Origin of the sequence: Enterobacter sp. R-25 (assembly GCF_049913205.1) — a bacterium.
GTDB classification, from domain to species: domain Bacteria; phylum Pseudomonadota; class Gammaproteobacteria; order Enterobacterales; family Enterobacteriaceae; genus Enterobacter; species Enterobacter ludwigii.
Genome location: NZ_CP183982.1, coordinates 4,400,846 through 4,417,933 on the forward strand (window position 1 = coordinate 4,400,846; position 17,088 = coordinate 4,417,933).

The following is a 17,088-nucleotide window of genomic DNA, read 5'->3' on the forward strand; positions in this document are numbered from 1 at the left end:
CTTTGCTATTATGAGCGATATCGAACATTTCTGAGCTTTAACGAAAGTGCGTGAGGGTGTTATGGAAACCAAAGATCTGATTGTGATAGGCGGTGGCATCAACGGTGCCGGGATTGCGGCCGATGCTGCAGGACGCGGTTTATCCGTGCTGATGCTGGAAGCTAACGATCTCGCCTGCGCGACCTCGTCCGCCAGCTCCAAACTGATCCACGGTGGCCTGCGCTACCTGGAGCACTACGAATTCCGCCTGGTCAGCGAAGCCCTGGCCGAACGTGAAGTGCTGCTGAAAATGGCCCCGCATCTGGCGATTCCGATGCGCTTTCGCCTGCCCCACCGCCCGCATCTGCGTCCGGCGTGGATGATTCGAATCGGTCTGTTTATGTACGATCATCTGGGCAAACGTACCAGCCTGCCAGGATCGACCGGTTTGCGTTTTGGCTCAGAATCGGTCCTTAAACCTGAAATCGTGCGCGGATTCGAATATTCCGACTGCTGGGTAGACGATGCGCGTCTGGTTCTTGCCAATGCGCAGATGGTGGTGAAAAAAGGCGGCGAGGTGAAAACCCGCACCCGCGCCACGGCTGCCCGTCGTGAAAACGGCCTGTGGGTTGTTGAAGCGGAAGACGTGGATACCGGCGAGAAGTTCAGCTGGAAAGCGCGCGGCCTGGTGAACGCCACCGGTCCGTGGGTGAAACAGTTCTTTGATGAGGGAATGCACCTGCCTTCGCCGTACGGCATCCGCCTGATCAAAGGCAGCCACATTGTCGTGCCACGCGTGCATACCCAGAAGCAGGCCTATATCCTGCAAAACGAAGATAAACGTATCGTGTTTGTGATCCCGTGGATGGACGAGTTCTCCATCATCGGCACCACCGACGTGGAGTACAAAGGCGATCCGAAAAATGTCGAGATCGACGAAAGTGAAGTCAGCTACCTGCTGAAAGTGTATAACGCGCACTTCAAAAAACAGCTGGCACGCGATGACGTGGTCTGGACTTACTCCGGCGTGCGTCCGCTGTGTGATGACGAATCGGACTCACCGCAGGCCATCACCCGCGACTATACGCTGGATATTCATGACGTGGACGGCCAGGCACCGCTGCTGTCGGTCTTTGGCGGCAAGCTCACTACCTATCGTAAGCTGGCCGAACACGCACTGGAAAAACTGGTGCCGTACTACAAAGGCATTGGCCCGGCCTGGACTAAAGGTGCCGTATTGCCTGGCGGCGATATCGGGGATAACCGCGATGATTATGCCGCGAAACTGCGCCGTCGTTACCCGTTCATCACCGAAGGGATGGCGCGTCACTACGCCCGTACCTACGGCAGTAATACGGAATGGATCCTGGGTGAAGCCAAAACGCTTGCCGACCTGGGTGAACATTTCGGTCACGAACTCTACGAAGCCGAACTGCGCTATCTGGTGGAGAACGAGTGGGTGCGCCGCCTGGATGATGCCATCTGGCGTCGTACCAAAGAAGGGATGTGGCTGGATGCCGAGCAGCAGTCGCGCGTGGCGCAGTGGCTGGCGCAGAACGCGGGAAAGCGTGAGCTGTCATTAGCATCGTGATGTAAAAAAGCCCGGTGGCGTTACGCTTCCCGGGCCTGCAGATCGCATAAGCCGGGTCAGGCGAAGCCGCCACCCGGCTCTGTTTTTTTATAATCGCACGGGATCGATATGCCAGATAGTTTCAGCATATTCTTTGATAGTACGGTCTGATGAGAAATACCCCATATTGGCGATGTTATGCATCGCGGCGCTGGTCCACTTCTCCTGCTGACGGTACAACTCGTCCACGTTGTCCTGGCAGTCGACATAGCTGCGGTAATCCGCCAGCACCTGATAGTGGTCACCAAAGTTAATCAGTGAATCGACCAGATCGCGATAGCGGCTCGGCTCTTCAGGGTTAAACACGCCGGTGGCGATTTGCGTCAACACCTGACGCAGCTCTTCATCTTCTTCGTAGTACTCGCGCGGCGAGTAGCCCTTCCTGCGAAGCGCCTCCACCTCCTCCGTCGTGTTACCGAAGATAAAGATATTCTCTGCCCCGACATGCTCAAGCATCTCAACGTTCGCGCCATCCAGCGTACCGATGGTCAGTGCGCCATTCAGGGCAAACTTCATATTACTGGTGCCGGAGGCTTCCGTACCGGCCGTGGAAATCTGCTCAGACAGGTCCGCCGCCGGAATGATCAGCTGCGCCAGACTCACACTGTAGTTCGGGACAAAGACCACCTTCAGCTTGTCACCGATATCCGGATCGTTGTTGACCACCTTCGCCACATCATTGATGAGATGAATAATGTGCTTCGCCATGTAGTATGCCGACGCCGCCTTACCGGCAAATATTTTCACCCGAGGCACCCAGTCGGCCGTTGGGTCGGCTTTGATGCGATTGTAGTGCGTGATGACGTGCAGCACGTTCATGAGCTGTCGCTTGTACTCATGGATACGCTTGATTTGCACATCAAACAACGCTTTCGGGTTGGCCACCACGTTCAGGTGCAGCGCAAGATACACCGACAGCCGCTTCTTGTTCAGAAGCTTGGCTTCACGCACGGCTTTGTTCACCGCCGGGAAATCCAGGTGCTGTTCAAGCTCGCCCAGCTGACTCAAATCGGTACGCCAGGTGCGGCCAATATGTTCGTCCAGGACGTCGGAGAGCGGCTGGTTAGCCAGCGCCAGCCAGCGACGCGGGGTAACACCGTTCGTCACGTTGCAAAAACGCGTCGGGAAGATCTTCGCGAAATCAGCAAACAGCGACTGCACCATCAGGTTCGAGTGCAGTCCGGAAACCCCGTTCACCTTGTGGCTGATCACCACCGCCAGCCAGGCCATACGCACGCGGCGACCGTTGGATTCATCAATGATTGAAGCCCGGCTCAGCAGGCCAGTATCGTTCGGATACTGCTCCTGCAGCGTCTTCAGGAAGTAGTCGTTAATCTCAAAGATAATCTGCAGATGGCGCGGCAAAATTTTACCGAGCATGTCGACCGGCCAGGTTTCCAGCGCTTCGCTCATCAGGGTGTGGTTGGTGTACGAGAAGACCTGGCAGGTCACTTCAAACGCATCATCCCAGCTGAACTTGTGCTCGTCGATCAGCAGACGCATAAGCTCGGGGATCGAAAGCACCGGGTGGGTGTCGTTGAGGTGAATCGCGGTTTTTTCCGCCAGGTTACTGTAGGTTTTGTGCAGCTGATAATGACGGCTCAGGATGTCCTGAATCGTCGCGGACACAAGGAAATACTCCTGACGCAGACGCAGTTCGCGTCCGGAATAGGTCGAGTCGTCCGGATAAAGTACGCGGGAAACGTTTTCAGAGTGGTTTTTATCTTCCACCGCCGCAAAATAGTCGCCCTGGTTGAATTTACCGAGGTTGATTTCGCTACTGGCCTGGGCGCTCCACAGGCGCAGGGTGTTGGTGGCATCGGTGTCGTAGCCGGGGATAATCTGGTCATAGGCCACGGCCAGGATCTCTTCCGTCTCAACCCAGCGGGATTTTTTTCCCTCCTGCTGAATACGGCCACCAAAGCGCACTTTGTAGCGCGTGTTGTGTCGTTTGAATTCCCACGGGTTGCCGTACTCAAGCCAGTAGTCCGGAGACTCTTTCTGTCGGCCTTCCACGATGTTCTGCTTGAACATGCCGTAGTCGTAGCGAATCCCGTAGCCGCGGCCCGGCAGGGCCAGCGTCGCCAGCGAGTCCAGGAAACAGGCGGCCAGACGCCCCAGGCCGCCGTTACCGAGGCCCGGGTCGTTCTCTTCGTCAATGAGCTCTTCTAAATCTAACCCCATCTCTTCCAGTGCGGTTTTGACGTCGTCATAGATACCGAGCGACAACAGCGCATTGGACAGCGTGCGGCCAATCAAAAATTCCATCGACAGGTAATAAACCTGCCGCGTTTCCTGCGAGAGCTGGGCGCGGTTAGAGCGCAGCCAGCGTTCCACTAAGCGGTCACGCACGGCAAACAGCGTGGCGTTCAGCCACTCGTGTTTGTTGGCGATGACCGGGTCTTTCCCGATGGTGAACATCAGCTTATAGGCGATAGAGTGCTTTAACGCCTCAACGCTGAGCGTGGGTGAAGAATAGCTAAAAGGAGCATTCATATCAGTAACTTCGCCTCGTTACATCAAGCGTTGATAAAGGTCGCGGTATGACTGCGCCGCAACGTGCCAGCCAAAGTCCAGAGACATCGCCTGACGCTGAACGTAACGCCACAGAGATGGACGGGACCACAAGACGAAAGCACGCCGAATCGCCCGCAGCAGCGACCAGGCATTACTGTCCTCAAAGACAAACCCGCTGGCGATACCGTCCGCAAGGTTTTCCAGAGAGCTGTCCGATACGGTATCCGCCAGCCCGCCGGTACGACGTACCAGCGGCAGCGTGCCGTATTTCAGGCCATAGAGCTGCGTCAGGCCACACGGTTCGAAACGGCTCGGCACCAGAATGACGTCAGCACCGCCCATAATCCGGTGCGAAAACGCTTCGTGATAGCCAATCTGCACCCCTACCTGCCCGGGGTGTTCCGCCGCTGCCGCAAGGAAACCTTCCTGCAGCACCGGGTCGCCGGCACCGAGCAGCGCCAGTTGTCCCCCCTGCTCCAGTAAGCCCGGCAGCGCCTCCAGCACTAAATCCAGCCCTTTCTGGCTGGTCAGACGGCTGACGACGGCGAACAGCGGCACTTTATCGTTCACCTTCAGCCCCATCGCAATCTGCAGCTGGCGTTTGTTTTCCGCTTTGTCTTCCACGGAATCGCGGCCATAGCGTGCCGCCAGCAGAAGATCGGTCTCCGGATTCCAGATCTGCTCATCAACGCCGTTGAGGATCCCCGACAGGCGGCCCTCACGATGGCGCTGTCGCAGCAACCCTTCCAGACCGTTACCAAACTCCGGCTGGGTAATTTCCCGGGCGTAGGTCGGGCTCACGGCCGTAATGTGATCGGCGTAGTAAATGCCGGCTTTCAGGAACGAAATCTGCCCGTTAAACTCCAGCCCGTGCATGTTATAGAACGACCATGGCAGATCGATGTCATTCATGTGATGGGCATAGTACATGCCCTGATACGCCAGGTTGTGAACGGTAAAGACCGATTTCGCCGGGTGACCGCGCGCCGCCAGATACGCCGGTGCAAGCCCGGCGTGCCAGTCGTGAGCGTGTACCACATTCGGGCGCCAGAACGGATCCAGCCCGGTTGCCATTTCAGCACCGACCCAGCCGAGCAGTGCGAAACGCAGCACGTTGTCGGTATAGGCGAACAGGTTCGTATCGTGATACGGGCTACCCGGTCGATCGTATAAATGCGGCGCATCAATCAGGTAAATGCCTACGCCATTGTAATGTCCAAACAGCAGGGTGATGCGTCCGGCGAAGGTTTCACGACGAGTGACCACCTTTGCATCTGGAATACCACGCCGGATATCCGGAAAAGCGGGCAACAGAACTCGGGTATCTACACCCCCGGCGATTTGCGCCGCAGGCAATGCGCCAAGAACATCCGCCAGACCGCCCGTTTTTAACAACGGGAACATCTCAGAACATACATGTAAAACCTGCATTATCGCTCCTGTTTGACCTGCAGCTTCCGCAACATTTCCCGTGTTACTAACACGATCCCCTCTTCCGAACGGTAGAAACGACGCGCGTCTTCTTCCGCATTTTCACCAATCACCATGCCTTCAGGTATGACGCAGGCACGGTCGATAACGCAACGGCGCAGACGGCATGAGCGTCCGACCCAGACATCCGGCAGCAGCACCGCCGAATCGATATTACAGAATGAGTTCACGCGCACGCGGGGGAACAGCACCGACTGCACCACCACCGACCCCGAGATAATGCATCCGCCGGACACCAGCGAGTTCAGCGTCATGCCGTGACTGCCGGAGCGGTCCTGAACGAATTTCGCCGGCGGCAGCGATTCCATGTGGGTACGGATTGGCCAGTTCTGGTCGTACATATCCAGTTCAGGCGTCACCGACGCGAGATCGAGGTTTGCCTTCCAGTAGGCCTCCAGCGTTCCGACGTCGCGCCAGTAAGGTTCAGCATTCGGATCAGACTGCACGCAGGACAACGGGAAGGGATGTGCATACGCCATGCCAGCTTTGGTAATTTTCGGAATGATATCTTTACCGAAGTCGTGGCTGGAGTTTTCGTCTTTGTCGTCTTCTTCCAGCAGCGCGTAAAGATAATCGGCATCAAAGACATAGATCCCCATGCTGGCGAGCGATTTGGTATCGTCCCCCGGCATTGTCGGTGGGTTCGCCGGTTTTTCGACAAAATCGATAATCTTGTCGTCGACGTCGACGTGCATCACCCCAAATGCCGTCGCCTCAGCAACAGGCACGGGCAGGCATGCCACGGTGCAACGCGCCCCTTTTTCGACGTGGTCGATCAGCATGTGGGAGTAGTCTTGCTTGTAGATATGATCGCCCGCGAGGATCACGATGTATTCCGCGTTATAACGGCGAATAATGTCGAGGTTTTGCGTCACCGCATCCGCCGTCCCGCGATACCAGTTCTCACCGTGAACGCGCTGCTGGGCAGGCAGAAGATCAACAAACTCATTCATCTCTTCACTGAAGAATGACCAGCCGCGCTGGATGTGCTGCACCAGAGTATGCGACTGATACTGCGTAATGACGCCAATGCGGCGAATGCCTGAGTTCAGGCAGTTGGAGAGCGCAAAGTCGATAATACGGAACTTACCACCAAAGTGGACGGCAGGTTTGGCGCGTTTGATGGTCAAATCTTTCAGACGAGTACCACGCCCGCCTGCGAGTATCAGGGCAACAGTTTTTAATGGTAGCTGGCGTGCCAACATTAAGGGATCGTTCTTCTCTAATCTAACCATGACTAACTCCTTTTTTATCATCTTTGGAATACGCACACTCCGTGCGCAGGCCCGTGCCAGACAGCCATTACTACCGGATTATCCGCTCCGGCAAATGGGGGAACAGCGCGCCATTCCCCGTCAGGTAAAACAATCTCAGCGACGTCATCCGTCGCGTTCAGCGTGACCAGCCACCTCTCCGAAAGCAGGATTTGCAGGCGTGGTACGCCGTGTTGCCACTCTTGCGCGCTTAAGGGTTGCGCGTCTTGATTCAGCCAGCGGACATTACCGTCGCCCTCTTCCCACCAGCGATCGGCGGTGAGCGCGGGAATTTGCTGGCGAAGATGGATCAGCGCAGCGGTAAAGTGAATCAACCCGCTGTTCGCTTCACCCCAGTCGAGCCAGGTCAACGTGTTGTCCTGGCAATACGCATTGTTGTTACCATGCTGACTGTGACCATGTTCATCGCCTGCCAGCAGCATCGGCGTGCCCTGCGACAATAACAGCGTTGTCAGCAGCGCATGCACGCTGGCGCGTCGCCGCTCGATAACATCAAGGCTTCCGCCTAACCCTTCTATACCATGATTGAAGCTATGGTTATTGTTAGTGCCATCGCGATTCTCCTCGCCGTTCGCTTCATTGTGTTTCTGATTGAAACAAACGCAGTCCCGGAGCGTAAAACCGTCGTGCGCCGTCAGCAGGTTGATCGTCGCAGACGGTCGTTTGCCATCGCGCTTAAAAAGATCGCTGGACCCGGCAAAGCGTCCGGCGAACTCCCCCAGCGACAGATTCCGTTCCAGCCAGAAGCGGCGCGCGGCATCGCGATAGTGATCGTTCCACTCGGCAAACAGGGGCGGGAAATTCCCGACCTGATAACCCCCTTCACCGATGTCCCACGGCTCGGCAATGAGCTTCACCTGTGACAGCACCGGACAGTTTTTGATCGCTTCAAACAGCGGCGCCTGCTGGCTGAAGGCCGGCGTACGCCCCATAACGGGTGCCAGATCAAAACGAAAACCGTCGACGTGGAACGTGTCCACCCAGTACTTCAGGCATTCATACGCGAAATGCATGACCGCCGGGTGGCTGAGATTGAGCGTGTTACCGCAACCGGTCCAGTTGAAGTAATCGCCATCGTCCCTGATCCAATAATAGCTACGGTTATCAATTCCGCGCATGGAGAGCGTCGGTCCATCGAGATCGCTTTCCGCACTGTGGTTCAGTACCACGTCCAGAATGACCTCAATGCCTGCCGCATGAAGCGCCTTTACCGCATCACGAAACTCGTCCCGCGCCTTGTCCGGATGAGTGGCATAGCGGGGTTCGAGCGCAAACATCGCCAGCGGGTTGTAGCCCCAGTAGTTACTGAGCCCCAGCCGCTGCAGACGAGGTTCACTGGCAAAATGCGCGACGGGCAACAGCTCCAGGGCCGTGATCCCGAGGTGCTTGAGGTAGGCAATCATGGTCGGATGACCGAGCGCCTTGTAGGTGCCGCGCATCTCTTTCGGGATTGACGGATGCAGATACGTCAGCCCTTTAACATGCGCCTCGTAGATAACGGTGTTGCCCCACGGCGTGCGCGGTGGGGCATCGTCTTCCCAGTCGTAGAGATCGTTCACCACCACGCTTTTAGGCGCCACGGGGGCGCTGTCGCGGTGGTCGGGTTCACCGTAGCCGACATGGAAAATAGGGTCGTCTTTAAACTCGCCATCCACGCGGTGCGCACACGGATCGATCAGCAGCTTCGCCGGGTTAAACCAGTGCCCCTGCGCAGGTGCCCACGGGCCGTGTACGCGATAGCCGTAGTGCATTCCTGGCCGTCCCCCGGCCAGGTAGCCGTGCCAGGTATCTCCTGTGCGAGACGGCAGGTCGTAACGATGTTCATTACCCTCGCCGTCAAATACGCACAGTTCAACCCGCTCCGCATGGGCAGAAAAGAGCGTGAAATTCACCCCCTTTCCATCAAAACGTGCCCCGAGCGGTTCGGGTTTACCTGCCGTAAGCTGGGTCATTCCCCCTCCCGGATCAGCCAGATGGTACTGAGCGGCGGTAGCGTAAGGCTCAGGGAATTCGGTCGCCCGTGGCTTTCAATGGCATCGCTTTGCACCAGACCACCGTTACCGGCATTGCTGCCGTGGTAGTGCGTGGAATCGGTATTCAGGATTTCACGCCACTTGCCGGCCTGGTTAATCCCGAAGCGATAATGATGGCGCGGTACAGGGGTAAAGTTGCTGGCGACGATAATTTCGTTGCCGGCTTTATCCCGCCGCACAAAGACAAACACCGAGCGCTCATGGTCATCCACCACCAGCCACTCGAAACCGTACGGGCCAAAATCAAGCTCATGCAGGGCTTTGTGGTGACGGTAGGTCAGGTTAAGGTCCCGCACCAGACGCTGTACGCCGTGGTGCCAGTTGTCGCCCCCTTCCAGCAGATGCCAGTCGAGGCTGGTGTCGTGGTTCCACTCGCGCCCCTGGGCGAACTCATTGCCCATAAACAGCAGTTTTTTACCCGGGAAGGCGAACATCCAGCCGTAGTAGGCGCGCAGGTTGGCGAACTTCTGCCATGCATCGCCCGGCATGCGGTCGAGAATGGATTTTTTGCCATGCACCACTTCGTCATGCGACAGCGGCAGCATGAAGTTCTCGGTGTAGTTGTAGAGCAGCCCGAAGGTGAGCTTGTCATGGTGATACTGGCGGTAGACGGGATCCAGCTTCATGTAGTCGAGCGTGTCGTGCATCCACCCCAGGTTCCATTTGTACCAGAACCCCAGTCCGCCGGTTGACGGTGGACGGGAGACGCCAGGGAAGTCGGTGGACTCTTCCGCCATCGTCACCGCACCTTCTACCTGCTCGCCGATAATACGGTTGGTGTTGCGCAGAAACTCAATCGCTTCCAGGTTTTCACGGCCGCCATACTCGTTCGGGATCCACTCGCCTTCTTTGCGGCTGTAGTCGCGGTAGATCATCGACGCCACAGCATCAACGCGCAGGGCATCAATGCCAAAGCGCTCAATCCAGTACAGCGCATTGCCCACGAGGTAGTTTGCCACTTCACGACGACCGTAGTTGTAGATCAGCGTGTTCCAGTCCTGGTGATAGCCTTCGCGCGGGTCGCTGTGCTCGTACAGCTTAGTGCCGTCAAACTCTGAAAGACTAAAATCATCGGACGGGAAATGGCCCGGCACCCAGTCGAGGATCACGTTTAACCCGGCGGCGTGCGCGGCATTGATAAAATAGCGGAAGTCATCGCGCGTGCCGAAGCGACGCGTCGGGGCATACATCCCGGTCGGCTGATAACCCCAGCTTCCGTCGAACGGGTGTTCATTAATTGGCAGCAGCTCAAGGTGGGTAAAACCCATCCATTTCGCGTACGGAACCAGCTGGTCAGCAAGCTCCCGGTAGCTGAGCCAGAAGTTGTTATCGGTATGGCGACGCCAGGAACCGAGATGCACTTCGTAGACGGAAATTGGCGCATCAAAGCGGTTGGCCTGCTTGCGTTCTTCACTCTGGACAACTTTTTCCGGCAGGCCGCAAATCATTGACGCGGTTTCCGGACGCATTTGCGCTTCGAAGGCGTACGGGTCGGACTTAATACGCAGCTTGCCGTGCGCATCGATCATCTCGAATTTATACAGCTGGCCGTTGTGCGCGCCGGGGATAAACAGCTCCCAGATACCGCTTTCACGGCGCAGACGCATCGGGTGACGACGGCCATCCCAGTAGTTGAACTGGCCGACAACGGAGACTCGCTGGGCGTTAGGCGCCCACACGGCAAACCGCGTGCCGGTGATGCCATCCATCGTATCGGCATGGGCACCCAGCGTTTCATAAGGTCGCAGGTGGGTACCTTCAGACAGCAGCCACGCGTCCATCTCCTGTAAAAGAGGCCCAAAACTGTAGGGATCATCGATGAGATTTTGCTGACCATGCCAGATAACGGCAAGCTGATAACGAAAAGGGTTTTTACGACGGGGCATTACGCCCGAAAAGAAGCCACGAGAATCGAGGCATTCCAGATTGCCGACCTTGCGGCCGGTTTTGGGTTCGATAACCCACACTTCTGTGGCATCCGGTAACAGTGCCCGGACTTCCAGCCCGGCCTCGGTACGGTGCATCCCCAGTACGGAAAAGGGGTCGGCAAAATGACCCGCAATAAGCGCATTAATCACGTCTCTATCCACACGATCGGACATGGTATTCATCCTGTTTTTTATGTCGTCCTTTTTTAGCGCCTGGGACGACTTTAATGTGACCTGAACGGGCATCCTCTCAGCCCCGTCCTAACCTCAGGTAAGAAATAACTCTTCCTTAAAGCATAGCCAACGCTCTAAATGACTCCTGATAAAAAATAAGACATATGCGTTTTACTCCATGTAGTACGCGGAAAAGGGGGTGAAAATCACCCCCGGGGTTTAACAAATTATTACGCCAGCTGGCGCAGCATGCGACGCAGCGGCTCGGCTGCGCCCCACAGAAGCTGGTCGCCGACGGTGAATGCAGAAAGGAACTCCGGCCCCATGTTCAGCTTACGCAGACGACCCACCGGGGTGGTCAGCGTGCCGGTGACGGCAGCCGGGGTCAATTCACGCATGGTGATGTCGCGATCGTTTGGAACCACTTTCGCCCACGGGTTGTGTGCAGCCAGCAGCTCTTCCACGGTCGGAATCGACACATCTTTTTTCAGTTTAATCGTGAAGGCCTGGCTGTGGCAGCGCAGCGCGCCGATACGTACGCACAGACCGTCAACTGGAATGGTGTTCGCGGTATTGAGTATTTTGTTGGTCTCAGCCTGACCTTTCCACTCTTCGCGGGTCTGGCCGTTATCCAGCTGTTTATCGATCCAAGGGATCAAACCACCGGCCAGCGGTACACCAAAGTTATCCACCGGCAGCTCGCCGCTGCGGGTCAGCTCGGTGACTTTACGCTCGATATCGAGAATAGCGGAGGCCGGGTTTGCCAGCTCGGTCGCAACGCTGTGGTGCAACTGGCCCATCTGCGTCAGCAGTTCGCGCATATGACGCGCACCGCCGCCGGATGCGGCCTGGTAAGTCGCCACGGAGACCCACTCCACCAGGTCCTGTGCGAACAGGCCGCCGAGGGACATCAGCATCAGGCTGACGGTGCAGTTACCGCCGACAAAGGTTTTTACGCCGTTGTTCAGGCCGTCGGTGATGACGTCCTGGTTGACCGGGTCGAGAATGATGATGGCATCGTCTTTCATGCGCAGTGAAGACGCCGCATCAATCCAGTAGCCCTGCCAGCCGCTTTCACGCAGCTTTGGATAAATTTCGTTGGTATAATCGCCGCCCTGGCAAGTGACAATAATGTCGAGTGCCTTCAGCGCTTCCAGATCGAAAGCATCCTGCAACGTACCGGTGCTGCCGCCAAAAGAAGGTGCAGCCTGGCCGAGCTGGGAAGTGGAGAAGAAGACCGGGCGGATGGCGTCAAAATCGCGCTCTTCAACCATGCGTTGCATGAGAACAGAGCCGACCATACCGCGCCAGCCGATAAAACCAACGTTTTTCATAGCATTTTTTTCCTGCAGAGGGTGTGTGCTGATTGTGCAAACCAGTATTCAACTGGGATATGCTTCACATTACAAAATGCTGCCAAAGTCGCAAGCGAAATTAATCGATGATGGCCCGCCAATCAGAAATAGCGCTAATCATCATAATAACCATAGAGAGTTTCAGGGATAATTTTAATGAGTGAAATCATATCCGCGGCGGTTTTATTGATCCTGATAATGGATCCTCTGGGCAACCTGCCTATCTTCATGTCGGTGCTGAAGCACACCGAACCCAAACGCCGTCGGGCGATCATGATCCGCGAGCTGCTTATCGCGCTGCTGGTGATGTTCATCTTCCTGTTTGCCGGGGAGAAAATCCTCGCCTTCCTGAATCTGCGTGCCGAAACGGTTTCGATTTCCGGTGGGATTATCCTGTTCCTGATAGCGATTAAGATGATTTTCCCGAGCGCCGAAGGCAGCAGCAGCGGCCTGCCCGCGGGGGAAGAGCCGTTTATTGTGCCGCTGGCGATTCCCCTCGTCGCCGGACCGACGATTCTGGCAACGCTGATGCTGCTGTCGCATCAGTACCCTAATCAGATGAGCCATCTGGTGATTGCCTTGCTGATTGCCTGGGGCGGGACGTTTATCATTCTGCTGCAGTCGTCGTTGTTCCTGCGCCTGCTGGGTGAGAAAGGCGTAAACGCGCTGGAGCGCCTGATGGGGTTGATTCTGGTGATGATGGCAACGCAGATGTTCCTGGACGGGATCCGCGCGTGGATGAAGGGCTAGGTAAAAACAAAAAAGGACAACTCACGTTGTCCTTTTGCTTTTAGCCGGGTTTAACTCAGCAGCGTAAACGCAATCATCCCGACAATGGCACCCGTCGTGCCGAGGATGGTTTCCATCAGCGTCCAGGTTTTCAGGGTTTGCGCTTCGGTCGCACCGGTAAATTTACCAAACAGCCAGAAGCCGGCGTCGTTGACGTGTGACACCACAATCGAACCGCCCGCAATACAGATTGAGAGCGCGGCCATCTGGGCACCGGAGTAGTTAAGCTGTTCAATCACCGGCATCACCAGACCCACGGCGGTTAAACATGCCACCGTCGCAGAGCCCTGGATGATACGCACCGCCGCAGCCAGTACGAAACAGGTCACCGCAATGGGCAGCCCCATGCCGGTCAGGGCTTCGCCCAGCGCCGGACCCACGCCGGAATCCACCAGCACCTGTTTGAACACGCCACCGGCACCGATCACCAGCAGAATGATACCCGCCGGCTGCAGCGCATGGCCGCAGATTTCCATCACTTTGTCTTTCGGCATGCCCTGACGCATCGCCAGGCCGTACATCGCCACCAGACACGCCACCAGGATCGCGGTGAACGGGTGGCCGATAAACTCAAACCATTCGTACGCGGTAGACCCCACCGGCACGAAACGCGCGGCGATGGTTTTCAGCCCCACCAGCACCAGCGGCAGCAGGATCAGCGCCAGGCTGAAGCCGAAGGACGGCATTTTGCCTTCGCCAAGGTGTGGCTCGGTGACGTCATCCGGAATATGAAGCTCAACGTAACGGCTGATGAAGTTGCCCCACAGCGGGCCGGCAATAATCATTCCCGGGATCGCTGCACACAGGCCGATCAGTATCATCCAGCCAAAATCGGCGTGCATCTGAGAAGCCAGCAGCATCGGCGCAGGCCCAGGCAGCAGGAACGCCGCCGCAGCCGCCACGCCCGCAAACAGCGGAATCACCAGCTTCACGAGGTTAGTGCCGGTATGGCGCGCCATCGAGAACGCCACGCTAATCAGCAGCACCACGGCCACTTCGAAGAACAGCGGCAGCGCGCAAATCAGACCGGCGAGGCCAATCGCGTAGTGCGCACGGCTGTGTCCGAAGGATTTGAGCATTTTGACGGCAATCTGGTCGACTGCGCCCGTCTCATGCAGGATCTTGCCAAACATCGCGCCCAGCGCGACCACAATGGCCAGGAAACCCAGCGTGCCTCCCATCCCTTTTTCCATCGTCGCTGCGATCTTATCGAGCGGCATACCGGAAAAGAGACCTGCACCAATAGACACCACCATTAAGGCAACGAAAGCATGCATACGCGCTTTCATCACTAAAAACAGCAGCAGCAATACGGAACCAACTGCTGTTAAAACTAGCGTTAATGTACTCAAAACTTACTGCCTTTTATTAATGACCTCGATGGTGCTGGCAACAACACCCTCCAGTGACTGATCGATATCAACCACTAAGACGTCTTTCTCATCGTCACCCGGCTCCTGCAACGCTTCGAACTGCGTCACCAGCATCTGGGTTTTGAAGAAGTGGCCTTTACGCGCCTTCAGACGGCTCTCAATCACCTCGAAATCGCCTTTCAGGTAGATGAAAGAGAGGTTCGGGTTGCCGTCACGCAGCAGGTCGCGGTAGGTTTTTTTCAGCGCGGAGCAGACGATCAGGGAGACCTTGTTGGTACGCTGCATCGCGAACGCGGCGTCATTCAGCGCCTGCAACCACGGTTTGCGGTCGTCATCGTTCAGCGGCTCGCCGGAGGCCATTTTCATGATATTGCTGCGCGGATGGAGGAAGTCGCCATCAAGAAACGCCGCATGAAGTTGATGCGCCACTTCGCTGGCCACGGCAGATTTACCGCTACCGGAAACGCCCATCAGGACGTAAACGTGGTGATCATGATTAGTCGTACTCAAAGGGTGTCCCTCAGTCAATTGTTACGGGTAACAGTTATCGGTAACATTGTCCTGCCGGGGCAAAAGAGAAGCAATATCCAAACGTGCGCGAAGTGAATAAGTGTGACCCACTTCAAATTTGTCAGCTTAAATAGATCCACCCGGTGACAAGGTGAAACCTAAATCTAACATTTTCGGCGTCACCGTCTCGCCACGTATGCGCGCCAGCAGGCGTTCTGCGCCAATACGGCCCATACGTTCACGCGGTGTCAGGACGCTCGCCAGACGGGGTTCCATCACCTGGCCGATATCGTGGCCGTGGAAACCGGCAATCGCCATATCTTCGGGGATCTTCAGCCCCAGACGCTGGCATTCGAACGCTGCACCGACCGCAAGGTCATCGTTGGTACAGAAAATACCATCCAGTTGCGGATACTCGCGTCGTGCCTGACGCATCAGCTCAATACCCGACGTATAGGATGACGACTGCTCAACCATCACGCTGTACGGTGTTAAACCGGCGTCGAGCATTGCCTGCTCGTATCCCTTCTGTTTGATGATAGTACGTTCATCCAGACGTGCACCCAGGTAGGCAATATGCCGATGGCCGCGGGCGATGATAGCCGCCGTCATCTGGCGCGCCGCTTCGAAGTTATCAAAGCCCACCGCAATATCGAGACACGGCGACTGGCTGTCCATCAGCTCCACCACCGGAATGCCTGCCACTTCAATCATTTTTAGCGTACGGGGGGTGTGAGTACGTTCGGTTAAAATCAGACCGTCGATGTTCCAGGAGAGCATGGACTCAAGACGTTCTTCTTCCAGTTCCGGCTTGTACCCATAGTGGGCGAGCATGGTCTGATAGCCAAAGGCATCGGTCACGCTTTCAATGCCGCGCAACACTTCGGCAAAAACCTGGTTGGTTAAGGAAGGCAGGAGGACGCCAACCGCGCGGCTGGTCGCATTCGAAAGAATATCGGGGGCGCGGTTAGGGATATACCCCAGTTCATCGAGGGCAGCGGCAATCTTGCCACGCAACGCCACGGAAACCTGTTCCGGGTTACGTAAAAACCGGCTGACCGTCATTTTGGTCACACCGACGCGATCGGCTACATCCTGAAGTACGGGGCGTTTCTTTTTCATCGTCCTGAGAAATCGTAAGTGATAGATTTGCTCAGTTTATCACGGACAAAGCCCATCCTTCCCCTGTCAAAGGGAAGGATGGGCATTTATTTATGATTTATTACACCGGTGGCAGATCAAACAGCAGAATTTCGCTTTCACTGTCGGCATGCACGGACAGTGCCTGCTCATCCCAGATTGCCAGACCATCCGCCGTGGTAGCTTTCGTGCCGTTAATAGACACCTCGCCTTTCACCACCTGGATCCAGACGCGGCGGTTAGCGGAAATCTGATGGACAGACTGTTCGTCTTTTGCCAGCGCCCAGCGGTACAGTTCCATATCCTGGTGCACTTTCAGCGAACCGTCACGCGCATCCGGAGAGAGCACCAGCTGTTTGCCCTGTTTAGCATCAAAGCGGCGCTGTTCGTAGCGCGGGGTGATGCCGGTTTCTTCCGGAATGATCCAGATTTGATACAGGTGCAGTTTTTCCGTTTTGCTTGGGTTGTATTCAGAGTGACGCACCCCGGTACCCGCACTCATAATCTGGAACTCGCCCGCCGGAACCTGCTCTTTGTTGCCCATGCTGTCCTGATGCTCAACCGCCCCTTCCAGCACATACGTCAGGATTTCCATGTCTTTGTGCGGGTGAGTACCGAAGCCCTGGCCTGCATCAATCACGTCATCGTTAATGACGCGCAGTGCGGAGAAGCCCATAAAGTTCGGGTCGTAGTAGTCAGCAAACGAGAATGAATGCCATGAGTCCAGCCAGCCATGATTCGCGTGACCACGTTCGTTTGCTTTGCGTAAGTAGATCATTGTTTCACCCTCAGTTCGTTTCGATGGAGTAAGTGTGGACGCAAACGGCCTGGGATCATAGAGGGTGAAAATTGACTCCTCTGTTCAAAAATTTAGAACAAGCAAAGAGGAGTCATA

The 17,088-nt window shown here is 56.2% G+C and carries 12 protein-coding genes; 2 read left to right on the forward strand and 10 right to left on the reverse strand.

Going from position 1 to position 17,088, the window contains the following annotated elements; genetic code table 11:
* Window positions 1-61 precede the first annotated feature (61 nt).
* Complete coding sequence (gene glpD / locus ACN9MQ_RS21080) at window positions 62-1,570, forward strand: glycerol-3-phosphate dehydrogenase (RefSeq protein WP_020884561.1); 1,509 nt, start codon at window positions 62-64, stop codon at window positions 1,568-1,570.
* An 87-nt stretch (window positions 1,571-1,657) separates the two neighbouring features.
* Here the strand turns inward: glpD and glgP are convergent, their stop codons facing one another.
* The 6 genes from glgP to asd form a co-directional block, all read right to left on the reverse strand.
* Window positions 1,658-4,105 (reverse strand): glycogen phosphorylase, encoded by a 2,448-nt coding sequence (glgP, locus tag ACN9MQ_RS21085; protein WP_014171981.1) that lies wholly within the window; start codon window positions 4,103-4,105, stop codon window positions 1,658-1,660.
* An 18-nt stretch (window positions 4,106-4,123) separates the two neighbouring features.
* Window positions 4,124-5,557: a glycogen synthase GlgA gene (gene glgA, locus ACN9MQ_RS21090; RefSeq protein ID WP_014171982.1), complete on the reverse strand. Its 1,434-nt coding sequence runs from the start codon at window positions 5,555-5,557 to the stop codon at window positions 4,124-4,126.
* Complete coding sequence (gene glgC, locus ACN9MQ_RS21095) at window positions 5,557-6,852, reverse strand: glucose-1-phosphate adenylyltransferase (RefSeq protein WP_426021557.1); 1,296 nt, start codon at window positions 6,850-6,852, stop codon at window positions 5,557-5,559. The genes glgA and glgC overlap by 1 nt, the downstream gene beginning before the upstream one ends.
* A 17-nt stretch (window positions 6,853-6,869) precedes the next feature.
* Window positions 6,870-8,843: a glycogen debranching protein GlgX gene (glgX, locus tag ACN9MQ_RS21100; RefSeq protein WP_138614712.1), complete on the reverse strand. Its 1,974-nt coding sequence runs from the start codon at window positions 8,841-8,843 to the stop codon at window positions 6,870-6,872.
* Window positions 8,840-11,026 (reverse strand): 1,4-alpha-glucan branching enzyme, encoded by a 2,187-nt coding sequence (glgB, locus tag ACN9MQ_RS21105; RefSeq protein WP_426021558.1) that lies wholly within the window; start codon window positions 11,024-11,026, stop codon window positions 8,840-8,842. The genes glgX and glgB overlap by 4 nt, the downstream gene beginning before the upstream one ends.
* A 230-nt stretch (window positions 11,027-11,256) precedes the next feature.
* Window positions 11,257-12,360: an aspartate-semialdehyde dehydrogenase gene (gene asd, locus ACN9MQ_RS21110; RefSeq protein ID WP_014171986.1), complete on the reverse strand. Its 1,104-nt coding sequence runs from the start codon at window positions 12,358-12,360 to the stop codon at window positions 11,257-11,259.
* 177 nt (window positions 12,361-12,537) lie between these two features.
* On the opposite strand from asd, the gene yhgN reads away from it, so the two are divergent.
* The gene (yhgN, locus tag ACN9MQ_RS21115; RefSeq protein WP_003861574.1) at window positions 12,538-13,131 is read left to right on the forward strand and encodes an NAAT family transporter YhgN; all 594 of its coding nucleotides are present in this window, start codon (window positions 12,538-12,540) and stop codon (window positions 13,129-13,131) included.
* Window positions 13,132-13,181: 50 nt separating this feature from the next.
* Here yhgN and gntU read toward each other — a convergent pair whose 3' ends face one another.
* The 4 genes from gntU to ACN9MQ_RS21135 all read right to left on the reverse strand — a co-directional run bounded on the left by gntU (window position 13,182) and on the right by ACN9MQ_RS21135 (window position 16,971).
* On the reverse strand, window positions 13,182-14,522 hold the full coding sequence (gntU, locus tag ACN9MQ_RS21120) for a gluconate transporter (protein WP_014171987.1): 1,341 nt from the start codon (window positions 14,520-14,522) through the stop codon (window positions 13,182-13,184).
* A gap of 3 nt (window positions 14,523-14,525) precedes the next feature.
* Complete coding sequence (gntK, locus tag ACN9MQ_RS21125; protein ID WP_020884556.1) at window positions 14,526-15,053, reverse strand: gluconokinase; 528 nt, start codon at window positions 15,051-15,053, stop codon at window positions 14,526-14,528.
* Between the two features lie 126 nt (window positions 15,054-15,179).
* Window positions 15,180-16,175, reverse strand: coding sequence for a gluconate operon transcriptional repressor GntR (gene gntR / locus ACN9MQ_RS21130; RefSeq protein WP_014171989.1), 996 nt, complete (start codon window positions 16,173-16,175; stop codon window positions 15,180-15,182).
* 100 nt (window positions 16,176-16,275) lie between these two features.
* Window positions 16,276-16,971 carry a pirin family protein gene (locus ACN9MQ_RS21135; RefSeq protein WP_426021559.1) on the reverse strand — a complete coding sequence of 232 codons (696 nt, stop codon included), beginning with the start codon at window positions 16,969-16,971 and terminating at the stop codon, window positions 16,276-16,278.
* Window positions 16,972-17,088: the final 117 nt, after the last annotated feature.

Bases quoted from the DNA above. Each gene is read 5' to 3' on its own strand.
- yhgN (WP_003861574.1), top strand. From the start codon at position 12,538: ATGAGTGAAATCATATCCGCGGCGGTTTTATTGATCCTGATAATGGAT.
- glgP (WP_014171981.1), bottom strand. From the start codon at position 4,105: ATGAATGCTCCTTTTAGCTATTCTTCACCCACGCTCAGCGTTGAGGCG.
- gntR (WP_014171989.1), bottom strand. From the start codon at position 16,175: ATGAAAAAGAAACGCCCCGTACTTCAGGATGTAGCCGATCGCGTCGGT.
- glgB (WP_426021558.1), bottom strand. From the start codon at position 11,026: ATGTCCGATCGTGTGGATAGAGACGTGATTAATGCGCTTATTGCGGGT.
- ACN9MQ_RS21135 (WP_426021559.1), bottom strand. From the start codon at position 16,971: ATGATCTACTTACGCAAAGCAAACGAACGTGGTCACGCGAATCATGGC.
- glgC (WP_426021557.1), bottom strand. From the start codon at position 6,852: ATGGTTAGATTAGAGAAGAACGATCCCTTAATGTTGGCACGCCAGCTA.
- asd (WP_014171986.1), bottom strand. From the start codon at position 12,360: ATGAAAAACGTTGGTTTTATCGGCTGGCGCGGTATGGTCGGCTCTGTT.
- glgA (WP_014171982.1), bottom strand. From the start codon at position 5,557: ATGCAGGTTTTACATGTATGTTCTGAGATGTTCCCGTTGTTAAAAACG.
- glpD (WP_020884561.1), top strand. From the start codon at position 62: ATGGAAACCAAAGATCTGATTGTGATAGGCGGTGGCATCAACGGTGCC.
- glgX (WP_138614712.1), bottom strand. From the start codon at position 8,843: ATGACCCAGCTTACGGCAGGTAAACCCGAACCGCTCGGGGCACGTTTT.